Source organism: Streptomyces omiyaensis (assembly GCF_014650895.1).
Classification (GTDB): domain Bacteria; phylum Actinomycetota; class Actinomycetes; order Streptomycetales; family Streptomycetaceae; genus Streptomyces; species Streptomyces omiyaensis.
This window is the reverse complement of record NZ_BMVV01000019.1, coordinates 32508-47952: the sequence shown is the minus strand read 5'-3', so window position 1 is coordinate 47952 and position 15445 is coordinate 32508. Positions and strand designations below refer to the sequence as shown.

The window sequence follows — 15445 nt, the reverse complement described above, 5'->3', positions numbered from 1 at the left end:
CCACAGAAGGAGCGCCACCATGGCCTTCACCCAGGAGCAGCTCGTCGAAGGTCTCGCCGAGATCGTGAACGAGATCGCCGGCATCCCGGTCGAGGACGTCCAGCTGGACAAGTCCTTCACCGACGACCTGGACGTCGACTCCCTGTCCATGGTCGAGGTCGTCGTCGCCGCCGAGGAGCGCTTCGACGTCAAGATCCCCGACGAGGACGTCAAGAACCTCAAGACCGTGGGCGACGCCGTCGACTACATCCTCAAGCACCAGGCCTGATTCGGCCCTGGTGGACCAGGCCCCACCGGGCCCGGTCCCCGCTGACTCGGTCCGCCACCCGGCGGTGGCGCCGTCTTTCGACCATCACACACATGGAGAACGAATTCCTGTGAGCTCGACCAATCGCACCGTGGTCGTCACCGGTATCGGCGCAACCACACCGCTGGGTGGCGACTCCGCGTCGACCTGGGAAGGTCTTCTTGCGGGACGCTCCGGCGTCAAGCCCCTGGAGGGCGAGCGCTTCGCCGAACTTCCGGTCCAGATCGCCGCGGCCGCCGCGGTGGACCCGGGCGATGTGCTGCCCCGCCCGCTCGCCCGCAAGCTGGACCGCTCGGCGCAGTTCGCGCTGATCGCGGCCCGCGAGGCGTGGGCCGACGCGGGCTACACCGCCCCCGCCGGCGAGGACGCGGGCGTCGCCCCCGAGCGGCTCGGCTCCGTCATCGCCTCCGGCATCGGCGGCGTCACCACCCTGCTCGACCAGTACGACGTGCTGAAGGAGAAGGGCGTCCGCCGCGTCTCCCCGCACACCGTCCCCATGCTGATGCCGAACGGCCCCTCCGCCAACGTGGGTCTGGAGGTGAACGCCCGCGCCGGCGTCCACACCCCGGTCTCCGCCTGCGCGTCGGGCGCCGAGGCGATCGGCTACGCCATCGAGATGATCCGCAGCGGCCGTGCCGACGTGGTCGTCGCCGGTGGCACCGAGGCCGCGATCCACCCGCTGCCGATCGCCGCCTTCGCCAACATGATGGCGATGTCCAAGAACAACGACGAGCCGACGAAGGCCTCGCGCCCCTACGACACCGGCCGCGACGGCTTCGTGCTCGGCGAGGGCGCCGGCGTCGTGATCCTGGAGTCCGAGGAGCACGCCAAGGCCCGCGGCGCGCGGATCTACTGCGAGGCGCTCGGCCAGGGCCTGTCGGCCGACAGCCACCACATCGCGCAGCCCGAGCCGAGCGGCCGGGGCATCGCCTCCGCGCTCCAGCACCTGCTCGACACCACCGACCTGAAGCCGTCCGAGGTCGTGCACCTCAACGCGCACGCCACGTCGACGCCGCAGGGCGACGTCGCCGAGATCAAGGCGCTGCGGAAGGTCTTCGGCGACGACCTCGACCACGTGGCGGTCTCCGCCACCAAGTCGATGACCGGTCACCTCCTGGGCGGCGCCGGCGGCATCGAGACGGTCGCCACGGTCCTGGCGCTCCACCACCGCCTGGCCCCGCCGACCATCAACGTCGACGAGCTGGACCCCGAGGTCGACGCCGACATCGTGCGCGGCGAGCCCCGTCCCCTCCCCCAGGGGACGATCGCCGCGGTCAACAACTCCTTCGGCTTCGGCGGCCACAACGTGGTCCTGGCGTTCCGCACCGTCTGATCCCGCGGCCTGAACGCGGAAGGCCCGCCCCCGTGCACGGGGGCGGGCCTTCCGCGTGTCAGCGCAGGCCGAACACGGCCGGCTGGGGAGCGGACGCGACCCGGTTGACGACGACGTGGGCACCGGCGAGGGGGACGAGCAGGGGGCGGATCGAGACGTCCGCGCCGGCCCCCTTCGCGGCCTTCCCGGCGCGGACCGCCCCCGTGGCGGGGTCGAGGAGGGCGAGGCCGGCGTCGGGCACCGTGAGGACGCCGAGGCCGCCGTCGGGTTCCGGGGCGAGCGCCTCGGGAAACGTCCCCTCGGTCGCGTGCTCCCAGGCCGTGCCGCCGTCCTCCAGGGAGAGGGCGACCACCTTGTGGGCCCGGGAGGAGCCCTGGGCGGCGAGGGCGATCAGCCGGCCGCCGAGGACGACCGGGCGGCCCCACTGACCCGTCTCCGCCACCTGCTCGGGGACCAGGAGCGTCCCGGCCGGCCCGTCGACCGGCACGGTCGCCCCGGGCGTGCCGCGCTCGTCGAAGGCGAACAGCGCGTGGGTGCCGCGCGGGTCCTCCTCGTCGACGGCGACGACCGGCGGCGTCACGGAGACCACCGCGGCGGCGGCCGGCGACTCGACGGGCAGCGCCCTGCGCCACCGCTCCTCGCCGGTACGGGTCTCCAGGGCGACCAGCCGCGCGCCGGCGCCGCACTGCTCCACCAGGAGCGCGCGGGCCTCGTCGGCGTCGAGCGCGAGGACCGCGCAGTCCCGGTCCGGGGTCCGGCGCCAGCGCTCCTCCCCGGTCTCGGCGGAGCGGCCGCGCACCGCCCCGTCCTCGGCGGCGACGGCCGTGGACCCGCCGACCGCGAGGCCGTACGGGGCGAGCCCGCCGCCGCCGGCCGGCCGGCGCCACAGCACCTCGCCGGTCGCGGTGTGCACGGCGAGGAGGGTCGCGCAGGGCTTCCGGTGCCGTCCGAGCCCGACGAGCCCGATGTTCCCTCCCGCACCCGGGCTCATCGCGCAGACGCCCTCGCGCGGCGGCGCCGGGAGCTTCCAGCGGACGGCGCCGTCGCGGGCGGCGTACGCGAAGAGGCCGTCGAGCCGGACGTGGACGACGGCGTCCCCGGCCCCCCAGGCGCCGGGGGCCGTCTCGTACGGGCCTCCGGCGGGCGGCACCTTCCAGACGACGGCCGCGTCGCCGGGCGGCGGAGGCGGGACGGGGACCGCGCCGGAAGGGGAGGCGGAGGGGGAGGCCGCGGGGGGCGCGGCACCGGAGGAGGGGCCGGAGGCGGTGGGATCGGGGGCGGGCGGGGCGGGGGCGGCGGCCGCCCCGGGCCGCAGGGCCTCGTACCCGGCGATGCCGAAGGGGCCTCCGGCGAGGATGCCCAGCAGGACGAGCAGGAAGACGAGGCCGTCGAACCAGTCGCCTTCGGCCTTCGCGGCCTTCCCGCCGGCCGCGACGGACGCCGGGGGCCCGGCGGGTCCGGCGACCACGGACGGCCGGGCGGGTCCGGCGGATCCGGCGGCCACGTCCGGCCGGGCGGGTCCGGCGGATCCGGCCGGCTCCGGGCTCCCTTCCGGTTCCCCCGGCTCTTCCTGGTCCCCCCGGTCGACCGGCCCCTTCCGGTCGACCGGCTGCCCCTGATCGGCCCGCTCCCCCGGCTCGGCCGGATCGGCGCCCCAGAGCGTCACGCCCGAGACGCCGAACAGCACGAGCACCAGGACCAGCAGGCCGAGGCCCCACCACCCCATGGCGCCGACCGCGTCGCCGGACACCAGCCGGTGGGCGAAGCCCGCCAGGAGCACCAGTGCCGCGCCCAGGGCGAGCGCCCCCAGCAGGGCGGTGGCCGCTCCGACCGTTCTGCGCAGCACCCTCAACGTCGTCCCCCCGCCCGCGCGCCCGCTGCGCGCCCAGGGGCGGGAAACTAGCGCGCCCGGGTGAACGGCCTCAGACGACCTGGTGAAGCCAGCGGACCGGGGCGCCCTCGCCGGCGTAGCGGAAGGGTTCCAGCTCGTCGTCCCAGGGCTTGCCGAGGAGCTTGGCGATCTCGGCCTCCAGGACGGTCTCGCCCTGCGCGGCGCGGGCGAGGGCGGCGCGGAGCCGGTCCTCGGGGACGAGGATGTCGCCGTGCATGCCGGTGACGGCGTGGAAGATGCCCAGGTCGGGGGTGGCGCTGTAGCGCTCGCCCTCGGCGGTCGGGCACGGTTCGGCGGTCACCTCGAAGCGGAGCATCTGCCAGCCGCGGAGGGCGGAGGCGAGCTTGGAGGCCGTACCGGCCTGCCCCTGCCAGGAGAACTCCGCTCTCCAGGTGCCGGGCGCCGCGGGCTGGCGGATCCAGTCGAGCTGGACCCGCGCGCCGAGGACACCCCCCACCGCCCACTCGACGTGCGGGCAGAGCGCGCGCGGCGCGGAGTGTACGTACAGGACTCCACGTGTCGTCACCGGGACCTCCAGTGTGGGACGAGGTGCGCCTTCCCAGCGGCCTCGGGCATCGGCATCAGGCGAAGAACTCCGCAAAACTCATGAAAAGGGACAGCATGTGACGTGATGTAATTTACCGGAGCCGGCCGGCGTGGGCGCGCCGCCGGTTCGACGGGGAAAAGCTACCGTGCCGCACCGTCATCGGGGTGACGTACGGTCGGTCAGGGGGCGGGTGGACACGAAGCTTTCACCCGCCAGGAGGCCAGCAGCGCGTGAGGAGGGGCCGGTGCCGTACGGCCGTCGACGATTCCGTACCGCCGTCGTGGGGGCCGTGCTCGCGGTGGCCGCGCTCGCGGGGTGCGCGGGCGGCGATCCGGCGGCCGCGCCGGCGCCGCGGCGGACACCCGCCCAGGCACCGGCACCGGCGTCCCCGCCTCGGCCGACGCCCGCTCCCGCCTCCCCGTGGGACGTCGCCCCCTCGTCCGTCGCCGCCGTCGGCGACTCCATCACCCGCGCCTTCGACGCCTGCTCGCTCCTCGCGGACTGCCCGGAGGCGTCCTGGGCGACCGGCACGGACCCGGCGGTGAACAGTCTGGCGCTGAGGCTGCTGGGCGCCGGCCGGGTGGCCGGGAACAGCTGGAACCTGGCCCGGAGCGGGGCCCGGGTGGCGACGCTGCCGGAGCAGATGGCCCGGGCGGCGGCCGAACGGCCCGGACTGGTCACGGTGATGATCGGCGCCAACGACGCCTGCCGGCCGACCGCGGCGCGGATGACGCCGGTGGAGGACTTCCGGCACTTCTTCACGACGGCGCTGGCCCGGCTGCGGAAGGACGCGCCCGAGGCGCGGGTGTACGTGGCGAGCGTGCCGGACCTGCTGCGCCTGTGGGACACCGGCCGGACCAGCCCCCTGGCGCTGCGGGTGTGGGAACTGGGCGTCTGCGGATCGATGCTGGCGGACCCGCGGGACCTGGGGCCGGCGGCCGAGGAGCGGCGCGCGGCGGTGCGCCAGCGGGTGGTGGCGTACAACGAGGTGCTGGCCGAGGTCTGCGCGGCGGACGAGCTCTGCCGGTACGACGGCGGCGCGGTCTTCGGCTTCCGCTTCGACGGCACGCTGCTGAGCACCTGGGACTGGTTCCATCCGAGCCGCGACGGGCAGGCGCGGCTGGCGGAGCTGGCGTACCGGAGGATCACGGAGAAGTAGCCCCGGGGCGGGCGTCAGGTCCGCCCCGGGGCGGTTCGGGGGTGGCGCTACGCCTCCACGGTGGTGGTGAGGCGGGCGTCGGCCAGCGAGTGGGCGGCGTGGAGCTCGTAGCGGCCGGGGACGAGGGTCCAGGCGTTCTTCTCCTCGTCCCAGATCTCGAAGGCGCGGCGCGGGAGTTCGATCACGGCCTCGACGGTCTCGCCGGGCGCGGCCTCGACGCCGGCGAAGGCGGCGAGCCAGCGGGCGGGGCGCTCCACGGTGTCCGCGAGCGGCGCGAGGTAGAGCTGGACGGTCTCGCGGCCGGGTCGGTCGCCGGTGTTGGTGAGGCGGACGGTGACCGTCCCGGGGGTGGCCTCCAGGGCGTCGTACGACCAGGTGGTGTAGCCGAGGCCGTGGCCGAAGGGGTACGCGGGGACGGCGCCGGCCCGGTCCCAGGCGCGGTAGCCGATGAACAGGCCCTCGGCGTAGTGGAGCTCGCCGCCGGTGGGGGTGACCTCGGTGACGGGGGCGTCGGCGAGGGCGACGGGCCAGGTGGTGGGGAGGCGGCCGCCGGGCTCCTCGGCGCCGGTGAGGACGTCGGCGAGGGCAGCGCCGCCCTCCTGGCCGGGGAACCAGCCGAGGAGGATCGCGGCGACCTCGTCGCGCCACGGCAGTTCGACCGGGGAGCCGGCGTTGACCACGACGACCGTGTTCGGGTTGGCGGCGGCGACGGCGCGGACGAGGTCGTCCTGGCGGCCGGGGAGCGCGAGGTCCTTGCGGTCGAAGCCCTCGGACTCCACGCGCTCGGTGGTGGCCACGACCACGACGGCGGTGTCGGCGGCACGGGCCGCCTCGACGGCTTCGGCGATCAGTTCGTCGGGGTCGCGGCGGGGACCGAGGTGGACGAAGGAGAACATGACCGCCGGGAGCGGGGCGGCGAACTCCTTGGAGAGGGTGTGCCGGAGGGAGACCTCGACGGTCTCGCCGGCGGTGAGCCCGACCGTGCCGCGCTCGACCGGGGAGCCGAAGAAGGCCTCGAAGGGGTCGGTCTCGGGACCCATGGCCTGCACGCCGTCGAAGAGTTCGCGCCCGTCGACGGTGAGGGCGAAGGCGCCGAGGCCGCGGGTGCCGAAGGCGTGCGCGCCGGACTCGCGGGGGGTGAAGACGCCGGTGACCTCGACGGAGGCGAGGGCCTCGTGGGTGACGCCGGCCGGGAGGTCGTCGCCGATCCACTGGACCTGGCCGTTGGGCAGGGTGCCCTCGCCGAGGACGTTCCCCGCGGCGTCGCGGCAGACCGCGCGGAGGGTGAAGCCCTGGTCGGCGGGGGCGAGCTCCTCGCTGGGGTCGGCGCCGATCGTGTAGGTGAGGGCGCCGTCGGGGAGGGCGGCGGCGAGGCCGTCGAGCGGGGAGACGACGTGCTCGGGGAAGACCTGGGCGGAGCCGCCGCCGAGGACCCGGGCGTCGCGGGCGGCGGCGCCGGAGAGGGCGACGGTGGTCCCGGCCGCGAGGGGGAGCGCCCGGCGCTCGTTGCGGACGAGGACGAAGCCGCGGCGGGCGATCTCGCGGGCGAGGGCGTCGCCGTCGATGGCCTCGGGGTGCTCGGTGACGGCGGCGGGGGCACCCGCGAGGGCGCCGACGCGGGCGGCGAGCCGCAGCACGTTCCGCACGGCGGCGTCGACGGCGGATTCCTCGACCTCGCCGGCGCGGACGGCGGCGGCGAGGTGCTCGCCGTAGACGGTGCCGGGGCCGGGCATGGCCACGTCGAGGCCGCCGGTGATGTCGCCGGTGGTGGAGCGGGCGGCCATCCAGTCGGAGACGTTGGCGCCGTCGAAGCCCCACTCGCCGCGCAGGACGTCCTCGACGAGGTGGCGGTGCTCGGTCATCGTCACGCCGTTGACCCGGTTGTAGGCGGTCATGACGCCCCAGGGGCGGGCGTGGGCGACGATCGCCTCGAAGGGGGCGAGGTAGAGCTCGCGGAGCGGGCGCGGGGCGATCCGGTTGTCGACGGTGAAGCGGTCGGTCTCGGCGTCGTTGGCGACGAAGTGCTTGACGGTGGTGCCGACGCCGCCGTCCTGGACGCCCCGGACGTAGCCGGTGCCGACGGCGCCGGTGAGGTGCGGGTCCTCGCTGTACGCCTCGAAGTGGCGGCCGCCGAGCGGGGTGCGGTGCAGGTTGACCGTGGGCGCGAGGAGGACGTGGACGCCCTTGCGGCGGGCCTCCTGGGCGAGCAGCCGGCCGGCCCGGCGGGCGAGGGCGGGGTCCCAGGCGGCGGCGAGGGCGGTCGGGGAGGGCAGGGCGACGGACGGGTCGTCGGCGGTCCAGCGGACGCCGCGGACGCCGATGGGGCCGTCGGACATCACGAGCGAGGCGAGGCCGATCTCCGGCAGGGCGGGCAGGGACCACATGTCCTGGCCGCCGAGCAGCCGGGTCTTGGCGTCCAGGTCGAGCTGGGCGAGGGCGGCCTCGACGGCTGCCTCGCGCACGGCGTCCTCGTTCACGTCCGTACCTCCGCGTTGAAGTGCTGGTCCGGCCATCATGAACCCGCCTACCTGTAGATCGGTAGGTGATGTAATCTTTTCGTTATATCCGTCATGGCGTACGGTCCTGTCCCACGGGACCAGCGGAAAGGGGGCCGGCGATGGCACGGACCAGGAGCGAGGAGCGCCGCGCGGAGATCCTGCGCGCCGCCCTGGAGGTGATCGCCGAGCGCGGCTACCGGGGCGCCACCCTCGGCTCCGTCGCCGAGCGCGTCGGCCTGACCCAGCAGGGCCTGCTGCACTACTTCCCCACCAAGGAGGCGCTGCTCGTCGCCGTCCTGGAGGAGCGCGACCGCTGGGACACCAGCGGCGGCCGGGACCGCGAGGGCTGGCGGCTCGACCTGCTGGACTCGCTGGTGGAGTACAACGCGATGCGGCCCGGGATCGTCCAGACCTTCTCCGCGCTGCTCGGCGAGAGCGTCACCGACGGACATCCGGCCCGGGAGTTCTTCACCGAGCGGTACGCGCAGGTCCGCGCCAACATGGCGGACGTGCTGCGCCTGGAGTACGGCGAGCGGCTGCCCGGCGGCCTCACCCCCGAGCGGGCGGCGCCCCTGCTCACCGCCGTGATGGACGGCCTCCAGTACCAGTGGCTCCTGGACCCGGCCGCGGTCGACATGCCGGGCGCCTTCCGGGACTTCCTGCGCCTGCTGGCGGGCCCCGCCGAGGCGTGACGACGGCGCGCGGGGCCGCTGCCGGCGGGTCCGGGTCCCGCCGCGCGCCGGAGCCCCGGCTTTCCCCGGGCCCTTCGCGGGCTACCGCGGGTCCGTCCGCGGCCCTTCCCGGGCTACCGCGCCACCGCCCCCAGGTCCTCGGCGAGCAGCGCGGGGTCCGCGACGAGGAGGCGGTGCACGGCCTCCAGGAGCGGCAGTTCGGTCACGGCCGAGGCGAGGGCCACGTCCTTGGCGGCCAGCGCCACCGGGAAGTGCGAGCCGGTGGCGGTGGCCCGGCCGACCGCGCCGCCGATCGGTCCCGCGCCCAGGGTGCGCAGGGCGAGCTCGCGGGGAAGCCCCAGCGCCGCGGCCAGCCGCAGGCTCTCGGCGACCAGCGCCACTCCCCCGACGGCCGCGTTGATGAGGACCAGCTTGAGGGCGGCGCCGTCGCCGGGCCCGCCGCAGGCGGTGACGGAGCCGAGCCGGGCGAGGACGTCCGCGACGGGGGCGGTGTCGCCGCCCGCGAGGACCAGCAGCTCGCCGGAGGCGGCCCGGTCGACGCTGCCCATGACGGGCGCGTCGACCAGGGTCACCCCCTCGGGGAGCCGGGCGGCGAGCTCCCGGGTGGCGTCCGGGCCGATGGTCGAGGTGTCGATCCACGTGGTGCCGGGGCGGAGCACCGGGACCAGCTCGGCGGCGACGGCGCGGACGGCGGCCGGGTCGGCCAGCATGGTGATCACGACCTCGGCGTCCCGGACGGCCTCGGCGGGGCTCGCGGCGAGCGCGGCGCCGGCCTCGATGAGCGGTGCGGCCTTGGCGGCGGTGCGGTTCCAGACGGTGAGCGGGTGTCCGGCGTCGAGGAGGCGGCGGGCCATGGGCAGGCCCATGGAGCCCAGACCGAGGAAGGCGATCGTCTGCGGGGTGGTGTCCATGCCGTCGACGCTAGGACCGGCCCACTCATGCGACAAGCGAATGTCTAGCATGGCGGGCATGCCCGTCACGCATGGCTTGTACGACGCCTTCCTCGCCGTCGCCCGGTCCGGGTCCTTCACCTCCGCCGCCCGCGCCCTCGGCTACACCCAGTCCGCCGTCTCCCGTCAGGTCCGGTCCCTGGAGGAGGAGTGGGGCGCCGAGCTGTTCGAGCGGCGGCCGCGCGGGGTGCGGCTCACCGAGGCGGGGCGGGCGCTGCTGCCGCACGCCGAGGCGGTGCGCGACCGGCTGGCCGCCGCCCGCGCCGAACTGACCGCCCTGCGCACCCTGGACGGCGGGCTGCTGCGGCTCGGCGCCTTCTCCAGCGCCACCGCCGCCCTCGTGCCGCGGGCGCAGGCGGCCTTCCGGCGGCGCCACCCGGGGGTGGCCGTGACCCGGGTGGAGGGGCCGTCGGTGAAGCACCTGGGGCTGGTCGCGGCCGGGGAGGAGGACCTGGCGGTGGTCAGCCCGGCGGTGGACGTCCCGCCGCCGCCGGGCGTGACCCTCCATCACCTCCTGGACGAGCCGATGCTGGTGGCGCTGGAGCGCGGGCACCCGTCCGCGGGGCGGCGGGACGTGCGGCTCGCGGAGCTGTCCGGCGAGGAGTGGATCGTCGGGAACGAACGGCTGGAGGACACCCTCTTCCGGCCCGCGGTCGCGGCCGGGTTCCGGCCCCGGACGGGGCTCCTCGCGCACGACTGGATCGCCAAGCTGGGCGCGGTCGCGGCCGGACTCGGCGTCACGCTGGTCCCCGCGCTGGCGGCGGCGTCGGTGCGCCCGGACGTCGCGCTCGTGACGATCCACCCCGAGGACGTGCCGCACCGGCGGATCTGCGCGGCCGCACCGGGGGCCCCGACGGCGGCGGCGACGGCTTTCCTGGGCCTCCTGCGGGAGACCGCGCGGGAGCTGCGAGCATGGGGGCCATGAAGCTCGCCGCCGCTCAGTTCGCCCCGGTCCCCGGGGACGTCGAGGCCAATGTCCGTACGATCGCCGGCCTGGTCCGGGAGGCCGGGGCCGCCGGGGCCCGGGTCGTCGTCTTCGCCGAGCTGTCGCTCACCGGCTACGACACGGCCCTGATCCGGGAGCGCCCCGGTCTGACGCTCGCCGAGGACGATCCCCGGCTGGAGCCGGTCCGCGACGCCTGCCGGGCCGCCGGCGCGGCGGCGGTCGTCAACGGGCCGGTGCGGGGCCGGGGCCCGCTGCCGGGGCTGGCGACCCTGGTGATCGGCCCGGACGGGACGACGCTCGCCCGCTACGACAAGCGCCACCTCTACCACGGGGACGAGGGGTCGACCTTCACGGCGGGCACCGCCGACGGGCGGTTCGACCTGGACGGGGTCCGGTTCGCGCTCGCCACCTGCTACGACAACCGCTTCCCCGAGCTCGCCGAGCGGGCCGCCGCCGACGGCTGCGCGGTCTATCTGGCGAGCTCGATGCTGGAGGCCGGCAACGACTCCTTCGAGACCGTCTACCCGGTCCGGGCCCGGGACTTCGGCCTCTTCGTCGCGCTGGCCAACGCGCTGGGGCCGAGCGAGGTCGGCGAGGGCGGCGGCCGGGCCGGGATCTGGGGCCCGGACGGCGCGCGCCTCGCCGACGCGGGGCCGGAGAAGCCGGGGTTCGTCCTCGCCGAGGTGGGCTGAGGCGCCGGACCCGCCTCGCCGGACCGCCGGTCCCGTCGGAGGCGCGGACCCGCGGGACTCCGGGGACGCGGGGGCGGTCCCGTCCGCCGGGGACGCCGGGCCCGCCCGGGGAGGGGCGGGCCCGGACGCGGAGGGGGCCGGGCCGCCGTGGGACTCCGGCGGCCCGGCCCGTGAGGACGTCCGACGGAACCCCCGGTCCGCCGTGCCGCCCCCGTCCCCGGGGCGGGGCGTCAGGACCCCGCCCCGGGGCGCTTCTCGTCGCGTCCGTCGCGGGGCGCGCTCCCGTCGCCCGCTACGGGGCGCTCAGGCCCAGCGTGTAGGCGCCGGAGCCGCTGTAGGCGTGCACGACGTAGCGGTAGTAGCCCGCGGTGCCGTAGTAGCTGGTGTCCTCGTCGGCACCGGCGGTGCCGCCGACGGCCACGTCGGCCCAGCCCGCCCCGTTCCACTTCTGGAGGTAGAGGTCGAAGTCGGTGCCGGCCGGGGCCCGGAGGCAGCCGACGTGGGTGCCGGCGCTCGCCGAGTAGTAGTACGAGCCGTCCGGCTGGGCGGCGGCCTGACCGGAGGCCAGCGTGCCCCGGTAGGTGTGCTCGGCGTTCGCGCAGCCGGTGGGCGGCGTGGAGGTGCCGACCGTCAGCTGGTAGGTGACGGTGTGGGTGGCGGAGCCCGTGCCGGTGACGGTGATCGGGTAGGTGCCGTGGGGCGTGCCCGCGGCGACCTTGGCGGTCATCGTCGAGGAGGTGCCGGAGGTCACCGAGGCCGGGCTGAAGGAGACGTCGACCCCGCTGGGGGCGCCGCTCGCGGTGAGCTGGACGGTCTGCGCGGCGCCGCCGGTGGTGGTGGTGTTGACCGTGGCGGTGACGAAGGAGTCCGGCTGGGCCGAGCCCGAGGACGGGTTCAGGGAGAGCGAGAAGTCCGGGGTGGAGGTGCCGCCGCAGTCGGTCTCGCCGGACTGTGCGGGGACGCCGACCGCGTTCCAGGCCGCCTTGACCGCGTTGCACTCGGTGGCGCCGTAGGTGTTCTTGGCGGTGGTGAGGGTGGCGCGGCGGGCCGCGGGGTGGTTCCAGGAGGAGGTCTTCAGGAGCAGGGCGCCCATGAAGATCTTGCCGGCCTTCTGGATGCCGATGCCGGTCACGGAGGAGGGGCCGCCGGAACATATCGGGCTGCTGGGCTTGCCGCCGCCCGGGTTGGAGCCCTCGGCGAGCAGGTAGAACCAGTGGTTCTGCGGTCCGGCCGCGGCGTGCACCTCGGTGCCCGAGGTCAGCTGGGTGTAGCAGTTGGGGTCGTTGTTGATGAGCGAGGGGTTGTACATGTTGCGGATCGGCTGGTTGTTGCCGGTGAAGTTGAGCTTCTCGCCGACCGTGTAGTCGGGGGTGTCGTTCGGGTTGTCGGCGTAGTGCTCGGTGAGCGCGCCGAAGATGTCTCCGGTGGACTCGTTCATGCCGCCGTTCTCGTTGGACGAGCCGGCCGAGCCCGGGGTCCGGTCGAAGATCTCGTGGCCGTACTCGTGGGCCACGACGTCGATGCCGGTGAGCTGGTTGGTGCCGTTCTGGTTGCGCCCGTAGGTGGTCTTCGTGCCGTCGTAGTAGGCGTTGACCTGGGAGAGCCCGGCGCGGGCCGGGACCATGCCGCCCTGGCCGTTGATGCCGTTGTAGCCGAACCACTCCTTGAGCATGTCGGACTCGCGCTGGGCCGCGTACATGATGTCGACGCAGGCGGTGACGAGGTCGTTGGCGCCGCCGTTGCCCCACGGGGAGGAGCCGGTGTAGGCGCTGCCGTTCTGGCCGCCGCACTTGAAGCCGCCGCGGCTGGTGTCGGTCATGGAGCCCGCGGCGGTGTCGATGGTGACGTTGCCGTTGTGGTAGCCGCGCCCGTCGGCGTGCCGGACCTTGTCGGTGGCCTGGGCGATCTTGCCGGTGCGGGCGTCGACGTAGGTGTCGAGCGAGCCGGGCAGCTTGCCGGCGGTGGTGCCGACGACCAGGGTGTGCCAGGCGAGGACGGGCTTGCCGCCCTTGAGCAGCACGGTCAGTTCGGGGGTGCTCGCGCTCTCCACGGCGGCCAGCTGCCCGCGCGCGGTGGCGAGGGCGGCCCCCGCGGTCACCTTCGCGCCCGTCGACAGCCTCAGGGAGGGGGCCGCGGCGCCGGTGACGTCGCGGACCTTGCCGGAGGAGTCGGAGAGGACGACGGCGTCGCCGCCGCCGTGGACCGGGAGGCCCTTGTACGTCCGCTGGTAGGCCGTGTAGTAGAGGCCGTTCGACCACGGGGTGACGGACGTGCGGACGAGGTCCTCGTCCGCTCCGTGCCGCAGTTCGTCGAGGCCGCTGGCGGCGGCGGTGTCCGCGGCGGCCAGGGCCAGCGACTTCCCGTGGCCCGGCGGGACCGGCTGCGGCTGCGGGGCGGCGGCCGCGGATCCGGCGAGGGCGGTCGCGAGACTCGCCGAGAGAGCCAGGGCGGCGACGGCCGCCGTGAGTCTGGTGGGGTGCAACGTCGTGCTCCGTTCAAGGGTGGGGGAGACGGATCGTCGCGCCGAGTATGGGCGTGGACATGGCCAGTTCGGGACATCTCATCCGGCATAAGACGCGGGTTATGGTGCGCCCGCGCGGTGCTGCGTACGCTGCTGAAATGCAGCTGGAGTTGAGGCATCTCGAAGCCGTCTGCCGGATTGCGGAGGCGGGAAGTCTGGGCCGCGCGGCGCTCCGGCTCGGCATCTCGCAGCCGGCGCTCTCGGCCCAGTTGCGGCGGATCGAGAGGGTCGCGGGCGGGGAGCTGTTCCTGCGCGGCCGGCGCGGCGTGGAGCCCACCCCGCTGGGCGAGTTCGTGCTCTCCAAGGCCCGGCTCGTGCTGGGCGAGATGGACGCGATCACCGCCGGGGCGCGGGCCGTCGACCCGTCCACCCCGCTGCGGCTCGGCTGCATCCTGCTGGTCCTGGTGGACCGGCTGCTCGTCGGGCTCGAACAGGTCGTGGCGGGCCGGGAGATCGCGGTGACGGTCGAGCAGTCGGCGACGACGCTGACCCGGCAGCTGGGCGCGGGCCGGTACGACGCGGTGCTGTACGGCGAGGTCAACGACCACGAGGTGCCGCTGCCGCAGGGGACGACGGCCCGGACGCTGATCGCGAAGGAGCCCTTCTGCGTACGGATCTCGGCGGACCACCCGCTGGCCGCGAAGGAGCGGATCGCGCTGGCCGAGCTGGCGGGCGAGTCCTGGATGACGCTGGTCGAGGACGACGACGGCGGCCCCGAGGCGCTGGTCGCCGCCTGCGAGCGGGCCGGCTTCACCCCGTCCCTGCGGCACCGGGTCGCCGACCGGAAGATCCACTACGACCTGATCGCCTCGGGGCGCGCGATCTCCCTGAGCCAGCCGACCGCGCCGCCCACCGGGGGGACGGTCCTCCGTCCCCTGGAGGGCGACCCGGTCACCGGCCGCATCCGCCTCGCCTGGAACCGCTCGGCGGTCTCCGCCCGGCACGCGGAGCTGCTGTACCGGGCGGCGGCCGAGGCGTACCTCGCGAACGTCGGCAACAACGCCTTCCACCGGGAGTGGTGGGCCGCCAGGCCGGAGCTCCATCCGGTCCTGGCGGAGCGGCTGCCGGAGCGTCCCTAGTCGTACGAGACGTCGGAGGGCGTGTAGCGGCAGGTGGTGGCGTCGGGGCCGGTGCCGAGCTCGGCGGGCTCCTTTCCGGTGTTGTTGCCGGTGAAGCGGGTGCAGGGCTTGATCTTCTTCTTGGCGTCGCCGTGGATCCGGACGTTCCGCAGCGAGGCGGTGTCGCCGTAGTTGGCGTTGACGCCGACGATCGACTTGCCGGGGACGGTGATGTCGACGTCGTTGACGATGATCGTGCGCCGGTACTGCTTCTTGCAGTTGCCGCACGAGCGGACGAGCTTGCCGAAGTCGGATACCTGGAACCCGGTCACGACGAGCTTGCCGGCTCCGTTGAACTGGAAGACCTTGTCCGAGGCGCCCCGGGCGCCGCCGCCGTGGACCGCGTAGACGGCGTTCGCCGAGGTGCCCTTGAAGGTGGCGGCGTCCTCGCCGACGTTCTCCCACCAGACGTTCCGGAGGGTGCAGCTGCCGAGGCAGTGCACGCCGTCGGCGGCGGGGGTGCCGAGGACGACGTTCTTGAGGGTGGCCCCGTCCTTCAGGACGAAGAGCGGCTGCTGGCTCTCGTCCTGTCCGTCGGAGCCGAGGGCGCCGGTGCCGGAGAAGCGCTTGAGCCCGCCGTCGTAGGTGCCGGAGACCTCGATGGTGGCGGCGACGGGCCGGGCGCCCTTGGCGGCCGGCCAGGCGGGGACGGCGGCCGGGGCCGCGCCCGCCGGGGCGAGCAGGGTGGTCGTGACGATGGCCGCGCCGGTGACTCCGAACGCGGCCAGGCCGCCGGCGAGCGCCCTGCGGCGGACCGTCCTGCGCTTGTGTGACGTCATGGGGTGACTTCC

Annotated in this window: 13 protein-coding genes; 7 read left to right on the top strand and 6 right to left on the bottom strand. The window is 75.2% G+C overall.

The genetic code is table 11. The features are described 5' to 3' along the window. Positions 1-19 precede the first annotated feature (19 nt). Entirely contained in the window at positions 20-268 is a 249-nt protein-coding gene (locus tag IE287_RS26770; protein WP_030756408.1) for an acyl carrier protein, read from the top strand. Between the two features lie 109 nt (positions 269-377). Then, complete coding sequence (fabF, locus tag IE287_RS26765; RefSeq protein WP_189851768.1) at positions 378-1640, top strand: beta-ketoacyl-ACP synthase II; 1263 nt, start codon at positions 378-380, stop codon at positions 1638-1640. Positions 1641-1698: 58 nt separating this feature from the next. Here fabF and IE287_RS26760 read toward each other — a convergent pair whose 3' ends face one another. After that, positions 1699-3486: an outer membrane protein assembly factor BamB family protein gene (locus IE287_RS26760; protein ID WP_189851767.1), complete on the bottom strand. Its 1788-nt coding sequence runs from the start codon at positions 3484-3486 to the stop codon at positions 1699-1701. Between the two features lie 76 nt (positions 3487-3562). Further along, the gene (locus IE287_RS26755) at positions 3563-4057 is read right to left on the bottom strand and encodes a DUF3145 domain-containing protein (RefSeq protein ID WP_189851766.1); all 495 of its coding nucleotides are present in this window, start codon (positions 4055-4057) and stop codon (positions 3563-3565) included. Between the two features lie 265 nt (positions 4058-4322). Between IE287_RS26755 and IE287_RS26750 the strand changes: the two genes are divergently transcribed. After that, positions 4323-5237 (top strand): SGNH/GDSL hydrolase family protein, encoded by a 915-nt coding sequence (locus tag IE287_RS26750; protein ID WP_189851765.1) that lies wholly within the window; start codon positions 4323-4325, stop codon positions 5235-5237. 47 nt (positions 5238-5284) lie between these two features. Here IE287_RS26750 and IE287_RS26745 read toward each other — a convergent pair whose 3' ends face one another. Continuing rightward, a complete protein-coding gene (locus IE287_RS26745) occupies positions 5285-7750 on the bottom strand; it encodes a glycoside hydrolase family 3 protein (protein ID WP_189851854.1) in 2466 nt (821 codons plus the stop codon). A 104-nt stretch (positions 7751-7854) separates the two neighbouring features. Between IE287_RS26745 and IE287_RS26740 the strand changes: the two genes are divergently transcribed. Then, positions 7855-8427, top strand: coding sequence for a TetR/AcrR family transcriptional regulator (locus IE287_RS26740; protein ID WP_189851764.1), 573 nt, complete (start codon positions 7855-7857; stop codon positions 8425-8427). Positions 8428-8540: 113 nt separating this feature from the next. Here the strand turns inward: IE287_RS26740 and IE287_RS26735 are convergent, their stop codons facing one another. Further along, positions 8541-9338, bottom strand: a complete 798-nt coding sequence (locus tag IE287_RS26735) for an NAD(P)-dependent oxidoreductase (protein ID WP_189851763.1) — start codon at positions 9336-9338, stop codon at positions 8541-8543. A 58-nt stretch (positions 9339-9396) separates the two neighbouring features. On the opposite strand from IE287_RS26735, the gene IE287_RS26730 reads away from it, so the two are divergent. Continuing rightward, positions 9397-10302 carry a LysR family transcriptional regulator gene (locus tag IE287_RS26730; protein ID WP_308436887.1) on the top strand — a complete coding sequence of 302 codons (906 nt, stop codon included), beginning with the start codon at positions 9397-9399 and terminating at the stop codon, positions 10300-10302. Further along, the gene (locus IE287_RS26725) at positions 10299-11015 is read left to right on the top strand and encodes a carbon-nitrogen hydrolase family protein (protein WP_189851853.1); all 717 of its coding nucleotides are present in this window, start codon (positions 10299-10301) and stop codon (positions 11013-11015) included. Before IE287_RS26730 ends, IE287_RS26725 begins: the two co-directional genes overlap by 4 nt. A gap of 292 nt (positions 11016-11307) precedes the next feature. On the opposite strand, the gene IE287_RS26720 is transcribed toward IE287_RS26725, so the two are convergent. Further along, the gene (locus tag IE287_RS26720) at positions 11308-13497 is read right to left on the bottom strand and encodes a M4 family metallopeptidase (RefSeq protein WP_189851761.1); all 2190 of its coding nucleotides are present in this window, start codon (positions 13495-13497) and stop codon (positions 11308-11310) included. Positions 13498-13634: 137 nt separating this feature from the next. Between IE287_RS26720 and IE287_RS26715 the strand changes: the two genes are divergently transcribed. Then, positions 13635-14615, top strand: a complete 981-nt coding sequence (locus IE287_RS26715; RefSeq protein WP_189851760.1) for a LysR family transcriptional regulator — start codon at positions 13635-13637, stop codon at positions 14613-14615. On the opposite strand, the gene IE287_RS26710 is transcribed toward IE287_RS26715, so the two are convergent. Continuing rightward, positions 14612-15433: a pectate lyase gene (locus IE287_RS26710; RefSeq protein ID WP_189851759.1), complete on the bottom strand. Its 822-nt coding sequence runs from the start codon at positions 15431-15433 to the stop codon at positions 14612-14614. The genes IE287_RS26715 and IE287_RS26710 overlap by 4 nt on opposite strands. Positions 15434-15445: the final 12 nt, after the last annotated feature.

What these genes read in the sequence shown, in the direction of transcription:
- IE287_RS26770 (WP_030756408.1), top strand. Translation starts at nt 20, where the DNA reads ATGGCCTTCACCCAGGAGCAGCTCGTCGAAGGTCTCGCCGAGATCGTG.
- IE287_RS26745 (WP_189851854.1), bottom strand. Translation starts at nt 7,750, where the DNA reads ATGGCCGGACCAGCACTTCAACGCGGAGGTACGGACGTGAACGAGGAC.
- IE287_RS26740 (WP_189851764.1), top strand. Translation starts at nt 7,855, where the DNA reads ATGGCACGGACCAGGAGCGAGGAGCGCCGCGCGGAGATCCTGCGCGCC.
- IE287_RS26735 (WP_189851763.1), bottom strand. Translation starts at nt 9,338, where the DNA reads ATGGACACCACCCCGCAGACGATCGCCTTCCTCGGTCTGGGCTCCATG.
- IE287_RS26730 (WP_308436887.1), top strand. Translation starts at nt 9,397, where the DNA reads ATGCCCGTCACGCATGGCTTGTACGACGCCTTCCTCGCCGTCGCCCGG.
- IE287_RS26725 (WP_189851853.1), top strand. Translation starts at nt 10,299, where the DNA reads ATGAAGCTCGCCGCCGCTCAGTTCGCCCCGGTCCCCGGGGACGTCGAG.
- IE287_RS26715 (WP_189851760.1), top strand. Translation starts at nt 13,635, where the DNA reads ATGCAGCTGGAGTTGAGGCATCTCGAAGCCGTCTGCCGGATTGCGGAG.
- IE287_RS26710 (WP_189851759.1), bottom strand. Translation starts at nt 15,433, where the DNA reads ATGACGTCACACAAGCGCAGGACGGTCCGCCGCAGGGCGCTCGCCGGC.